Consider the following 13670-nt stretch of genomic DNA (forward strand, 5'->3'; position numbering starts at 1 on the left):
TATATGCATTTGGATTTTCAATCACCATAAACTCGTACATTACATATGATGTGGAGGAAAAAGAAAAAGTAGGCACTTTTCTTATAAATGACAGAAAAAGAAGGTGAATTAGGGAATGTTGACTGAGATGCATATTGCTGTCATAGGAGGAGATGCAAGGCAGCTAGAAGTAATTCGTAAGCTAGTTGAATTGGATGCAAAACTTTCTTTGATAGGGTTTGATCAGTTAGATCATGGTTTCACAGGGGCAGCAAAAGAAAGTATACAAAATTTAGATTTCACTTCTGTAGACGCAATTATTTTGCCGGTTGCAGGTACAAATGCCAAAGGAGAAGTAGATACTATTTTTTCAAATGAAAAAGTTTCAATAACGAAAGAACAAATTGAAAATACACCAGAACACTTTACTATATATTCAGGTATTGGTACACCTTACTTGGAAAATCTCGTATCTACTACGAACCGAAAACTTGTTAAATTATTTGATCGTGATGATGTAGCAATATACAATTCTATTCCAACTGTAGAAGGTACATTAATGATGGTAATTCAACATACCGACTATACAATTCATGGGTCCAATGTAATGGTTCTAGGATTTGGTAGAACAGGAATGAGTGTTGCGAGAGCATTTCAATCATTAGGAGCCCATGTCAAAGTTGGAGCAAGACGATCTGAACATATTGCACGTATTACAGAAATGATGTTTTCTCCTTTTCATATGCAAGACATAGAGAAAGAAGTAGGAAATATCGATATTGTAATCAATACAATTCCGTACCTCGTTGTAACAGCGAATGTTATTGCAAAAATGCCAGCTCATACGTTAGTGATTGATTTAGCTTCTAAACCAGGCGGTACTGACTTTAGATATGCCGAAAAAAGAGGAGTCAAAGCGTTGCTAGCACCTGGATTACCAGGTATTGTTGCTCCAAAAACGGCTGGGCAAATTTTAGCAAATGTTCTTTCTCAGTTATTAGCAGCAGATGCAATTGCAAAGGAGGAGGAAAAGAAATGAGTTTGAAGGGGAAACGAATTGGTTTCGGATTTACGGGTTCACATTGTACGTATGAGGAAGTTATGCCGCACTTAGAAAAATTAATTGCTGAAGGGGCAGAAGTACGTCCCGTTGTTTCATACACTGTTCAATCAACAAATACTAGATTTGGAGAAGGAGCAGAATGGATTAAGAAGATTGAAGAAATAACAGGTTTTAAAGCAATTAATTCAATTGTTGGAGCAGAGCCACTTGGACCTAAAATTCCATTAGACTGCATGGTAATCGCTCCTTTAACAGGAAATTCTATGAGTAAATTTGCAAATGCAATGACAGACTCTCCAGTACTAATGGCAGCAAAAGCGACGTTAAGAAATGGCAAGCCTGTCGTATTGGCGGTTTCGACGAATGATGCATTAGGATTAAATGGGGTAAATCTCATGCGCCTAATGGCAACAAAAAACATCTACTTCGTTCCATTCGGTCAAGATGCACCAGAGAAAAAACCGAACTCAATGGTAGCTCGCATGGAGCTGCTGGAAGACACAGTATTAGAAGCACTGCAAGGAAAGCAATTGCAACCGGTGGTCGTAGAAAAATTCAGATATATGAATTAAAAAACGAAAAAAAACGGACAATTTTTGATGAAACCATCATTCTTACTGTAGAATATGATAAAATTAACGTTATTAAGATTAGAAGGGGTATTGTATACTCCTTCTGATTCTAAGTTATAGAAGGATTGGTATCTAGAAAGGGGCATAGTGATGGAAAAGCAAAAAACTTTTCATGTCGCTGTAGTTGGAGCAACCGGCGCAGTTGGTGAACAAATGTTAAATACTTTAGAGAAACGAGAATTTCCGATTGGGAAGTTAACGTTACTTTCATCTAAACGATCTGCAGGTAAGAAACTTGTATTTAAAGGCGAAGAATTTACAGTTCAAGAGGCAACTCCTGAAAGCTTTGAAGGAGTAGATATCGCACTATTTAGTGCTGGTGGATCTGTATCGAAACAATTAGCGCCAGAAGCAGCAAAACGCGGTGCGATTGTTGTTGATAATACAAGTGCATTCCGTATGACAGAAAACGTGCCACTTGTTGTACCTGAAGTAAATGAAAATGACTTAAAAGAACATAATGGCATTATTGCAAATCCAAACTGTTCTACAATTCAAATGGTAGTAGCTCTTGAGCCAGTTCGTCAGCAATATGGTTTAAAACGAGTAATCGTTTCCACATATCAAGCTGTATCAGGTGCTGGTGCGGCAGCTATTGAAGAACTTCATGAACAATCACAAGCAATCTTAAATGGCGAAGAAGTTAAGGCAAATGTTCTTCCTGTATCAGGTGATAAGAAGCATTTCCCAATTGCTTTTAATGCGATTCCACAGATTGATAAGTTCCAAGATAATGGATTTACATTTGAAGAAATGAAAATGATTAACGAAACGAAAAAAATTATGCATATGCCTGAATTAGAAGTAGCGGCAACGTGTGTACGTTTACCAGTTGTATCAGGACACTCTGAGTCTGTTTACATCGAAGTAGAAAAAGAAGGCGTAACAGTAGAAGAATTAAAGAGCTTACTTGCAAATGCGGAAGGTATTGTTCTGCAAGATAATCCAGAAGAGCAGTTATATCCAATGCCAGCTACTGCAGTAGGTAAAAACGAAGTATTCGTTGGAAGAATCCGTAAAGATTTAAATAACGATAAAGGATTCCATCTTTGGGTCGTATCTGATAACTTATTAAAAGGCGCTGCATGGAATTCTGTTCAAATTGCAGAGCGCTTAGTAAAATTACAATTAGTGTAAACGGCTAAGAGAAGGTGCAAAATATGAAAATAATTGTTCAAAAATTTGGTGGCACATCAGTACGTGATGACAATGGACGTAAGCATGCGCTTCATCATATAAAAAAATCATTAGCTGCTGGTTATAAAGTAGTTACTGTCGTATCTGCTATGGGCCGTAAAGGTGAACCATATGCAACGGATACGTTATTAAGTCTTGTAAATCAAGAGGAATCTACTATTTCTAAACGTGAGCAAGATTTATTATTATCGTGCGGAGAGTTAATCTCTGCAATTGTTTTCTCTAATATGTTGAATGAGAATAGTATAAAAGCAGCAGCATTAAATGGTGCACAAGCTGGTTTTGTAACGAATGATGACTTTACGAATGCAAAGATTATTGAAATGAATTGCGATCGTATACATGAAGAGTTAGAAAATGTAGATGTAATCGTCGTTACAGGATTCCAAGGGCAAACGAAAAAAGGTGATACGACAACACTTGGACGCGGAGGTAGTGATACTTCAGCTTCAGCATTAGGTGTTGCACTTCATGCTGAATACATCGATATATTCACTGATGTAGAAGGTGTTATGACTGCGGATCCTCGTATTGTAAAAGATGCACGTCATCTTCAAACTGTAACGTATAACGAAATTTGTAACATGGCTTATCAAGGTGCGAAAGTCGTTCATCCACGTGCAGTTGAAATTGCGATGCATGCAAAAGTGCCACTTCGTGTACGTTCTACGTATTCTGATAGTGAAGGTACGCTTATTTCAGCATATGACGGTGCTACAAGAGGTCGTGATGTAGAAGAACGTCCTGTTACAGGTATCGCCCACGTATCAAACGTAACGCAAATTAAAGTGCTTGCAAAAGAAACGGCATATGATTTGCAACAACATGTGTTTAAAGAGATGGCGAACGAAGGAATAAGTGTTGATTTAATTAATATTTCACCTACTGGCGTAGCATATACGGTGAGTGATAATGTATCAAGTCATGCAGTTAAATTATTAAAGAACCTTGGATATGAGCCAATTGTGACAGAACATTGTGCGAAAGTATCTATCGTTGGAGCTGGAATGGCAGGATACCCAGGGGTTACTGCGAAAATCGTTACAGCTTTAGCGGAAAAAGGTATTCAAATTCTGCAATCGGCAGATAGTCATACAACAATTTGGGTTCTTGTAAAAGAAACTGATTTAGTGGAGGCTGTAAATGCATTACATAGTGCGTTTGAGCTTTCAAAAGAAAAGCAACTGGAACAATAAGGAGTGAGACCATGATAGATTTTGGGACAATTGCAACCGCGATGGTAACACCGTTTGATATAAACGGGAATATCGATTTTGCAAAGACAACGAAATTGGTAAATTATTTAATTGATAACGGTACAACAGCAATCGTGGTAGGAGGAACGACAGGAGAATCTCCTACATTAACTTCAGAAGAGAAGGTAGCGTTATATCGCCATGTCGTATCTGTTGTCGATAAAAGAGTGCCCGTAATCGCTGGAACAGGTAGCAATAATACGCATGCTTCTATTGATTTAACTAAAAAGGCAACAGAAGTTGGTGTGGATGCAGTAATGCTAGTAGCACCGTATTATAACAAACCGAGTCAAGAAGGAATGTATCAGCATTTTAAAGCAATTGCTGAAAGTACGCCACTTCCGGTTATGCTATATAACGTTCCAGGACGATCTATTGTACAAATCTCCGTTGATACAGTTGTTCGTTTATCAGAAATAGAAAACATTGTTGCTATTAAAGATGCAGGCGGCGATGTGTTAACAATGACAGAAATCATTGAAAAAACAGCGGACGACTTTGCGGTATACAGCGGTGATGACGGTTTAACGTTACCGGCTATGGCAGTTGGAGCGAAAGGTATCGTTTCGGTAGCATCTCATGTTATCGGAAACGAAATGCAAGAAATGATTACAGCATTTCTTGCAGGAGAGTTTAAGAAGGCACAAAAATTACATCAATTACTTGTAAGAGTAACTGATTCATTATTTATGGCGCCAAGTCCAACTCCAGTAAAAACAGCGTTACAAATGGTTGGATTAGATGTAGGTTCTGTACGTTTACCACTTCTTCCATTAACAGAAGAAGAAAGAGTAACGTTACAATCTGTAATGCAATCTATTCCTCGTTAATAAAAATGACCTAGTTTCACACTAGGTCATTTTTTTATTGATATGAAAATGTTTGAATCTGTTTTAAAGTAAATCTTTTATAAAATGATTTTAAGCTTGCCTTTCTCATCTGTATACGAACCTATAATATTGAAAACGAGTACATTACGCTACGCGTGCTCTACTTGATAAAGTATGATATTGTTCTTTCATTAATTTGGTTCCAACCTCTTGTCCTCGATAGTGACTGTCAAATCCCCCTAAAAATTTAATCTTATTAAATTTCTATTAGATTTTGTAATTCATAGCTTTTTGTCATGTAATACAATGTTTATAAGAAAAGGATCTTACACTTTTAATTTTGTTGAAAAGTAGTTGCTAGTACAGGAAATACTTTCGGTTATGTTTTTAGAGGAATTGCCTCAAATATGACGTAATCTATAAAAAAGTTTCATTTTATAAGTGTTTTTTTGCAATTCAAGAAAAAAATCTAGGAAATCCATCAAATGAAAGTAATTTAAAGTGTTTAGGGTTTTTTTTCAAATAACATGGAGTATAAAAGCAGCGGAAATAAGCCATATACTTTTAGTACTGTTCCTTTCTTTTACTTTTTCTTTCGCACGATTTAACTTGTGTTCTATTTCTTCTATCAGGTATAATATGGCTAAGTAGCTTAGTACGGGTATGCTTAGCAAAATTGGGAAAAATTATAATTTAATTAAATTTTCATATCATATCGAATAAGATATTTGATTTATATAATGAAAGAGAGGTGAAACCTGGTTTAAAAAATAAACAAGGACATGATATCGCATAACGGTAAGGACATTCGTCTTGGACGGTGAATATATGGTGGTTGTAGAGTTTCCCCTGGTGTCTCTGCAATTTTAGTGAAATCAGTGTTTGCAAGATTTTTAAACCAGGCAACAACATGAAGAGAAAAGAGAATGAGTCTGTTAAAGTATTTGCTCTTGGTGGAGTAGGTGAAATCGGGAAAAACATGTACTGTGTTGAAATTGATTCTGAAATCTTTATTGTGGATGCAGGGTTAATGTTCCCGGGAGATGAAATGTTTGGAATTGATATCGTTATTCCTGATATTACATATTTAGTGGAAAACCAAGAGCGAGTAAAGGGTTTATTTATTACTCACGGTCATGAAGATCATATTGGTGGTATTGTTTACGTACTTCGTAAATTATCTATTCCAGTGTATGCAACGAAATTAACAGTAGGACTTATACAAGAAAAACTTGGCGAAGCGGGTATGTTAGGTCGTGTAGACTTAAAAACAATCGATTCAAATTCAACAGTAGAGTTTAATACTACAACGGTGTCATTCTTTGGAACGACACATAGTATTCCAGATTCTGTTGGTGTTTGTTTCCATACATCAAAAGGTGCAATTGTATATACAGGAGACTTTAAATTCGATCAAACTCCAATTGGAAATAGTGGAGCAGACCTTGGGAAAATGGCTCAAATCGGAAATGAAGGCGTACTTTGCTTATTATCTGATAGTACAAACGCAGAGCGCCCAGGTTATACAGGTTCTGAAAAAGAAGTTGGTGTAGAAATTTCTAAAGTGTTCTACGGCGCAGAAGGTCGTATTATCGTTGCTTCATTTGCATCGAATGTACATCGTATTCAACAAGTATTTGATGCAGCTGCCGAAACAGGGCGAAAAGTAGCGGTAGTAGGACGTAGTATGGTGAAAGTAGTAGACATTGCAAGACGTCTTGGTTATTTAGATGTTCCAGAAGGTATGGTTATTTCATTACAAGAAGTAGACAACTTCCCAGAGAAAAAGGTAGCTATTTTAACGACAGGTAGTCAAGGTGAACCGATGGCTGCTCTATCTAGAATGGCAAAACAAGCACATAAACAAATTTCAATTCGTAAAGGTGATACTGTTATCATTGCTGCTTCGCCAATTCCGGGTAATGAAATATCTGTATCAAAAATTATTGATTTGTTATTTAGAGCTGGAGCTGAAGTTGTTTATTACGGCGAAAGAAAAGTTCATGTTTCAGGTCACGGTAGCCAAGAAGAATTAAAATTAATGTTAAATTTAATGAAACCGAAGTACTTTGTACCCGTACATGGTGAGTTCCGTATGCAAAAAGCACATGCGTATTTAGCTGAAGATGTAGGTATTACAAGAGAAAATATCTTTATCGTAGAAAAAGGCGACGTAATTGCTTTTGGTGACGATGAAGCGAACTTAGTCGGTAAAGTACAAGCTGGTAATGTTTTAATTGATGGATTAGGTGTAGGTGACGTTGGTAATATCGTTCTTCGAGATAGAAAGATGTTATCTCAAGATGGAATATTAGTAGTAGTTGTAACGCTTGGTAAAGATGAAAAGAAAATTATCTCTGGTCCAGAAATCATTTCACGTGGTTTCGTATATGTTCGTGAGTCAGAAGCGTTAATTGAACGATCTACAGAGATTGTACGTATGATTGTTGAGCAGTCAATTAAAGAATATTCGATTGAATGGTCAATGTTAAAACAAAATATTCGTGAATTATTAGGACAGTTCTTGTACGAAGAGACAAAGAGAAAACCTATGATTTTACCGATTATTATGGAAGTATAAAAAAGATCACCCTTATGGGTGATCTTTTTTTTCTTTTTAACCCTATCGAATGAAATTTATAACTTAAGAAATAATAGTTATATACGAGTGAAAGGGGATGCGAAATGACAGAACGTGATCGATATACAAATGAAGAAAAAGAAACTGAGCCAAAAGAAGCTGGAAAAGAGGCTTCAATAGTAGAAAAAATTCAACAGCTTGGACAGACAAATGTACCACAGATGAATGAATCACGTATTCATTGTTTAACGATTATCGGACAAGTGGAAGGTCATGTTCAATTACCGCCGCAAAATAAAACAACAAAATACGAGCATATCATTCCGCAAATTGTTGCGATTGAACAAAATCCGAAAATTGAAGGTTTGCTTTTAATATTAAATACGGTTGGAGGTGACGTTGAAGCTGGACTAGCAATTTCAGAAATGGTAGCTTCACTTTCAAAACCAACAGTATCTCTAGTTTTAGGTGGGGGACATTCCATCGGTGTACCGATTGCTGTTTCTACTGACTATTCGTTTATTGCGGAAACTGCGACGATGACAATTCATCCAATTCGTTTAACAGGTCTTGTCATAGGTGTGCCGCAAACATTTGAGTATTTGGATAAGATGCAAGAAAGAGTTATTCGTTTTGTGACGAAGCACTCGAAAGTAACAGAGGATCGTTTTAAAGAGCTTATGTTTGCGAAAGGAAATTTAACGCGAGATATTGGGACGAATGTAATTGGTGGAGATGCAGTAAAGTACGGTCTTATAGATGATGTTGGTGGTATTGGAAATGCGATTCGAAAATTAAACGAATTAATAGATGTTCGCGCGGAAGGTAGTGCAGAAGGGACAATGTTACAATGATTTTATATACAATTATGCCAGAGCAACTTGTGTATCCGGCCGATTATTCACAATGTGAAAGTCAAAAAGTTGTAAATATAAATGGTGTGGAATTAATGGTTTCTGAAGAGGAAAATGGGTGTTATTCTATTGTACGTGTGCTAAGTACGGACCCACTTCACTATTTAGAGTTTGAGCCCGGTCAGAAAATAACCTTTTAGCAAAAAGAAGGATTTTGTTTAGAAGCTATGGTATAATATAAAAAACAAGACGGTTGAGCAGCCATGAGTAGGCTGCTTTCTTCTGTTTATTTAGCATTTTACAAGAAGTGTAAAAATAGAAGATATAAAGACCTGAAAAATAGAGAAAACAGACATATAAATAGAGCATTTTTAGGGGAGCTTTACTTATATGTAGAACACGAGGTGAAGAAATGGCAAAACAAAAGCAAAGAGGGACGAAGGCAAAGGCAAGACGTACGATAAAGCCAACTTTGTATTATGAAATCGTCGGTTTAACTCTTTTTGCACTTTCAATCATTACGATTTTACAGCTAGGCGTTGTAGGGAAATCGTTTGTGTTATTTTTTCGCTTCTTCTTTGGTGAGTGGTACATAATTGGTGTGTTAGGTGTAATAGCTTTATCGGTTTCCTTTGTTATAAAACGCAGATGGCCGAACCTTTTAAATAAACGGTTAATTGGATTTTATTTAATTGTATTGGCAATATTAATGTTTAGTCATATTACATTATTTAACCTTCTTACAAAAGATGGAGCAGTGCAAAATACTTCTGTTATTGTGAGTACGAAAGATAACTTCTTTCTTGAAATGAAAAAAGGGCCAGATAGCGTTCATTTAGGCGGTGGTATGTTTGGTGCGCTTATGTTCGCGACATGTTACTTCCTATTCGACGAAGTAGGAGCCTATATCATTGGGATTATTTTAGTTATTCTCGGGGTACTCTGTATAACAAATAAACATATTGGAGAAGTGTTAGCTCCAGTTGGTAGAATTCTTAGAAGTCAATTTCAAGTGATGCAAGGGGATTATAAAGATTGGAGATCCAAAAGAACGGCTGAACAAACAGAAAAGAAAAAAACAACAAGAAGTACAAGAAGCAAACGTGCTGCAGAACAAGAAGAAGTGATTGAGCCGATGGAAGAAATCCAAATTGATCCGCCAATTATTTCAAATTTCACTGAGAATTATCCTGCAAATGAAGAAGAGGATAAACGAATCGAAGTAGAGCAAGAAGATTTGATCACTTCACCGTTTATTGAAGAGACTCCACCAATTGAAGAATCAAAGAAAAAGCGTGGAGAAAAAATCGTTGAATCGTTAGAGAGTGAAGCGCAAGCACCTCCTATGCAATTTTCAAATGTAGAAAATAAAGATTACAAGCTTCCTTCACTTGATATATTAAAATTTCCAAAGAATAAGCAAGTTACAAATGAAAATGCGGAAATTTATGAGAATGCTCGTAAATTAGAACGTACATTCCAAAGTTTCGGAGTGAAAGCGAAAGTAACAAAAGTGCATAGAGGTCCTGCAGTTACAAAATATGAAGTGTATCCTGATATGGGGGTAAAGGTAAGCAAAATTGTCAGTTTAAGTGATGATTTAGCCCTTGCATTAGCTGCAAAGGACATTCGTATTGAGGCGCCAATTCCCGGGAAATCAGCTGTAGGGATCGAAGTTCCGAACTCAGAAGTTTCGATGGTAACGCTGAGGGAAGTTCTTGATTCTAAGGCTAACAATCATCCGGAAGAGAAGTTGTTAATTGGTCTTGGCCGAGATATTACAGGTGAAGCTGTATTAGCCCGTTTAAATAAAATGCCCCATTTACTCGTAGCTGGTGCGACAGGGAGCGGGAAAAGTGTATGTATTAACGGTATTATTGTTAGTATTTTAATGCGTGCAAAACCACATGAAGTAAAATTAATGATGATTGACCCGAAAATGGTAGAGTTAAATGTATATAACGGTGTGCCTCATTTGTTAACACCAGTTGTAACTGATCCGAAAAAAGCATCGCAAGCATTGAAAAAAGTTGTGAGTGAGATGGAACGTCGTTATGAATTGTTTGCTCATAGTGGTACACGTAACATTGAAGGATACAACGATTATATAAAAGAGCATAATAGTCAATCAGAAGCGAAACAACCCGAATTACCGTATATTGTAGTAATTGTGGACGAGTTAGCAGATTTAATGATGGTTGCTTCGTCTGATGTAGAGGATGCGATTATGCGTCTAGCGCAAATGGCTCGTGCTGCTGGTATTCATTTAATTATTGCAACGCAACGTCCGTCAGTTGACGTTATTACGGGTGTTATTAAAGCGAATATTCCATCACGTATTGCATTCGCTGTATCTTCTCAAACAGATTCTCGTACAATTCTTGACGGTGGTGGTGCAGAGAAGCTACTAGGTCGTGGCGACATGCTGTTTATACCAATTGGTGCATCGAAACCTGTACGTGTACAAGGTGCATTTTTATCAGATGATGAAGTTGAGAGAGTTGTAGAATATGTTATTGGACAGCAAAAAGCACAATATCAAGAAGATATGATTCCGCAAGATGTTCCTGATACGAAGCAGGAAGTAGAAGATGAATTATATGATGAAGCGGTTCAACTTGTAGTGGAAATGCAAACAGCATCTGTTTCTATGCTACAACGTAGGTTTAGAGTAGGTTATACGCGAGCTGCTCGTCTAATTGATGCAATGGAAATGAATGGTGTAGTAGGTCCATATGAAGGTAGTAAACCGAGAGAAGTACTCATTAATGATGTACAAGAAAAAAGTTCTTAAAAAAAGCCTAATTGTTTTTACAATTAGGCTTTTTTATATAGTGTTTTTGTTATATACTATACTCAGCAATAAAGAAAGGGCTTACATTTAGAGGGTATCTTTAGAATACGAATACTTTGAGTATGTTTTATGTAAATGTTCGATATTTAATGTAGAAAAATGTTGGATTTTGTTGACACGTATGAGAGCAAGTGGTAAGATTACTTCGAAAAGAATCACTGCCTCATATAATCTTGGAGATAAGGTCCATAAGTTTCTACCTGGCAACCATGAATTGCTAGACTATGAGGGGAAAAGTGTGTAACAAAGGATGTAAAGGATCTTTGTGCCGAACTTTTTCTCGAAATGAGGAATGTTTATGGTGCAAAGTTTTTTTTATACAGTAAAGAGTGAAAATTTCATTTTAAAAAATTATTATTATTTATTCGACAATTGCGCTTATTTTTAGTGGTTAGTCATTTGTACTATGTTGTAAGTTGAAAAAAGAGAAAAGAAGTCTTACATCAGAGGTCGAATAATTGAAATGCGGGGGAGTCTTATGTCAGTAAAATCCGATAGTCGTCACCTATATTTACGGGTGATTGATCACATCAAAGAAAAAATTAAAGATGGGGCTTATAAAGAACGACAAAAGTTACCATCAGAGTTTGATTTAGCGAAAGAACTTGGCGTAAGTAGAGCGACTTTAAGGGAAGCGTTACGTATTTTAGAAGAAGAAAATGTTGTCATTCGTAGACATGGTGTAGGGACATTTGTAAATGCAAAGCCATTATTTTCTTCTGGAATAGAACAACTTTCTAGTATTACAGATATGATTTCTAGTGTGGGGAAAACACCAGGAACGATCTTTTTATCATCATCTACTACAACTTTAACAGAAGAGGAAAAAGAGAAGTTTAATAGTGAAGATGGTTTCAATGCAGTGATGATTGAACGCGTGCGTACAGCAGATGGGGAACCTGTTGTATATTGTATCGATAAACTTGCAAAAGAAATATTGCCAGATTTATCGGGTTACAATGAGGAGTCATTATTAACGGTGATACATAATAACACGCATAAGCGCATAACATATGCGGTTGCTCATATTGAGCCAATTGGCTATCACCCTAAAATCTCACCGATTTTAGAATGTGAGCCTGAAACAGCACTGCTTGTATTAAAACAAATGCACTATGATCAAAATGATGAGCCAATCTTATATTCTATCAATTACTTTAGAGCTGATAAGTTTAGCTTCCACGTATTAAGAAAGCGTATGTAGGTAAGTTCCTTTTTAGGGAGGTGACAGCAAGAAGTAAGGAACAGCAGCGAAAGAATAAAAAAATATATATCATTTTTGGAGGGGTTTCTAGTATGAAGAAAAAAGCAGGTCTTTTATTATCATTAACATTAGCAGCAAGTACAGTTTTAGGTGCATGTGGTAACTCGGATAAGGCAAGCAGTGACAAGAAAGACACGAAAGACTTCAAGGTCGGTATGGTAACGGATGTTGGGGGCGTTGATGACAAATCGTTCAACCAATCGTCTTGGGAAGGACTAAAAAAGTTTGGTAAAGATAACGGATTAAAGGAAAAGACAAATTATCGTTACCTACAGTCTGAAAAAGAAGCGGATTATATTCCAAACTTAAAGAAATTTTCAAAAGATAAGTATGATTTATCTTTCGGAATTGGTTATAAATTAGAAGGTGCAATTAAAGAAGTAGCAAAAGAATCTCCAAAACAACAATTTGCAATCGTTGATACTGTAGTAGATGCACCAAACGTAACGAGCATTACATTTAAAGATCATGAAGGATCATTCCTTGTAGGTGCGGTAGCAGCTATGTCAACAAAATCGAATAAAGTAGGATTTGTTGGTGGGATGAAGAGTGATTTAATTAGTAAATTCGAAAATGGATTTAAAGCGGGTGCAAAAGCAGTAAATCCAAACATTGAAATCGTATCTGAATATGCAGAAGCATTCGATAAACCTGAAAAAGGTACAGTTCTTGCATCAGCAATGTATGGTCAAGGCGTAGACGTAATTTATCATGCTGCTGGTGGTACAGGTAACGGTGTATTCACTGAAGCGAAAAACCGTAAGAAAAAAGGTGAAAATGTTTGGGTAATCGGTGTTGACCGTGATCAAAACCAAGAAGGTATGCCTGAAAACGTAACATTAACTTCAATGGTAAAACGTGTAGATATCGCTGTTGAAAAAGTAGCGCAAGAAGCGAAAGACGGTAAGTTAAAAGGCGGTAAAGTAGAAGCGTTTGGTTTAAAAGATGACGGTATTGGTATTTCAAAAACAACTGATAACGTGAAAAAAGTTAACCCTGAAATTTTAACAAAAGTAGAAGAATTTGAAAAGAAAATTACAGACGGTGAAATTAAAGTACCGGCTACAGATAAAGAGTATAAAGAATATGAAGCTTCTCTAAAAAAATAAATAGAGAAATAGCAAAGGTTAGTTCATAGAACTAACCTTTGTATGTATAAA

General features: G+C 36.3%; 11 protein-coding genes and 1 riboswitch. All 11 genes read left to right on the forward strand.

Annotation, left to right across the window (positions count from 1 at the left end; genetic code table 11):
• The first annotated feature begins 115 nt into the window (after positions 1-115).
• The 11 genes from dpaA to N2V92_RS15915 all read left to right on the forward strand — a co-directional run bounded on the left by dpaA (position 116) and on the right by N2V92_RS15915 (position 13619).
• Positions 116-1018, forward strand: a complete 903-nt coding sequence (gene dpaA, locus N2V92_RS15865; RefSeq protein WP_000954737.1) for a dipicolinic acid synthetase subunit A — start codon at positions 116-118, stop codon at positions 1016-1018.
• A complete protein-coding gene (gene dpaB / locus N2V92_RS15870; protein ID WP_000053596.1) occupies positions 1015-1614 on the forward strand; it encodes a dipicolinate synthase subunit B in 600 nt (199 codons plus the stop codon). Before dpaA ends, dpaB begins: the two co-directional genes overlap by 4 nt.
• Positions 1615-1764: 150 nt before the next feature.
• Entirely contained in the window at positions 1765-2811 is a 1047-nt protein-coding gene (gene asd / locus N2V92_RS15875) for an aspartate-semialdehyde dehydrogenase (protein ID WP_000414849.1), read from the forward strand.
• A 23-nt stretch (positions 2812-2834) separates the two neighbouring features.
• On the forward strand, positions 2835-4067 hold the full coding sequence (gene dapG / locus N2V92_RS15880) for an aspartate kinase (protein ID WP_000692458.1): 1233 nt from the start codon (positions 2835-2837) through the stop codon (positions 4065-4067).
• Positions 4068-4078: 11 nt separating this feature from the next.
• Entirely contained in the window at positions 4079-4957 is an 879-nt protein-coding gene (dapA, locus tag N2V92_RS15885; RefSeq protein WP_000564762.1) for a 4-hydroxy-tetrahydrodipicolinate synthase, read from the forward strand.
• A 910-nt stretch (positions 4958-5867) separates the two neighbouring features.
• Positions 5868-7538 (forward strand): ribonuclease J, encoded by a 1671-nt coding sequence (locus N2V92_RS15890; RefSeq protein ID WP_000823089.1) that lies wholly within the window; start codon positions 5868-5870, stop codon positions 7536-7538.
• A gap of 104 nt (positions 7539-7642) precedes the next feature.
• Positions 7643-8392: a translocation-enhancing protein TepA gene (gene tepA / locus N2V92_RS15895; protein WP_000139825.1), complete on the forward strand. Its 750-nt coding sequence runs from the start codon at positions 7643-7645 to the stop codon at positions 8390-8392.
• The gene (locus N2V92_RS15900; RefSeq protein WP_016077341.1) at positions 8389-8592 is read left to right on the forward strand and encodes a YlzJ-like family protein; all 204 of its coding nucleotides are present in this window, start codon (positions 8389-8391) and stop codon (positions 8590-8592) included. Before tepA ends, N2V92_RS15900 begins: the two co-directional genes overlap by 4 nt.
• A 212-nt stretch (positions 8593-8804) precedes the next feature.
• The gene (locus N2V92_RS15905; protein ID WP_016077342.1) at positions 8805-11186 is read left to right on the forward strand and encodes a DNA translocase FtsK; all 2382 of its coding nucleotides are present in this window, start codon (positions 8805-8807) and stop codon (positions 11184-11186) included.
• Positions 11187-11389: 203 nt separating this feature from the next.
• A riboswitch (purine riboswitch) is annotated at positions 11390-11491 on the forward strand.
• 233 nt (positions 11492-11724) lie between these two features.
• A complete protein-coding gene (locus N2V92_RS15910) occupies positions 11725-12450 on the forward strand; it encodes a GntR family transcriptional regulator (RefSeq protein WP_000114182.1) in 726 nt (241 codons plus the stop codon).
• Between the two features lie 92 nt (positions 12451-12542).
• Complete coding sequence (locus N2V92_RS15915) at positions 12543-13619, forward strand: BMP family lipoprotein (protein WP_000725767.1); 1077 nt, start codon at positions 12543-12545, stop codon at positions 13617-13619.
• The last annotated feature ends 51 nt before the right edge of the window (positions 13620-13670 follow it).

The sequence above is a fragment of the Bacillus sp. CH_48 genome, from assembly GCF_038008465.1.
GTDB classification, from domain to species: Bacteria; Bacillota; Bacilli; order Bacillales; family Bacillaceae_G; genus Bacillus_A; species Bacillus_A thuringiensis_S.

Coding starts and splice junctions, on each gene's coding strand:
- dapG (WP_000692458.1), top strand. CDS start 2,835: ATGAAAATAATTGTTCAAAAATTTGGTGGCACATCAGTACGTGATGAC.
- N2V92_RS15915 (WP_000725767.1), top strand. CDS start 12,543: ATGAAGAAAAAAGCAGGTCTTTTATTATCATTAACATTAGCAGCAAGT.
- N2V92_RS15890 (WP_000823089.1), top strand. CDS start 5,868: ATGAAGAGAAAAGAGAATGAGTCTGTTAAAGTATTTGCTCTTGGTGGA.
- asd (WP_000414849.1), top strand. CDS start 1,765: ATGGAAAAGCAAAAAACTTTTCATGTCGCTGTAGTTGGAGCAACCGGC.
- N2V92_RS15900 (WP_016077341.1), top strand. CDS start 8,389: ATGATTTTATATACAATTATGCCAGAGCAACTTGTGTATCCGGCCGAT.
- tepA (WP_000139825.1), top strand. CDS start 7,643: ATGACAGAACGTGATCGATATACAAATGAAGAAAAAGAAACTGAGCCA.
- dapA (WP_000564762.1), top strand. CDS start 4,079: ATGATAGATTTTGGGACAATTGCAACCGCGATGGTAACACCGTTTGAT.
- N2V92_RS15910 (WP_000114182.1), top strand. CDS start 11,725: ATGTCAGTAAAATCCGATAGTCGTCACCTATATTTACGGGTGATTGAT.
- dpaA (WP_000954737.1), top strand. CDS start 116: ATGTTGACTGAGATGCATATTGCTGTCATAGGAGGAGATGCAAGGCAG.
- N2V92_RS15905 (WP_016077342.1), top strand. CDS start 8,805: ATGGCAAAACAAAAGCAAAGAGGGACGAAGGCAAAGGCAAGACGTACG.
- dpaB (WP_000053596.1), top strand. CDS start 1,015: ATGAGTTTGAAGGGGAAACGAATTGGTTTCGGATTTACGGGTTCACAT.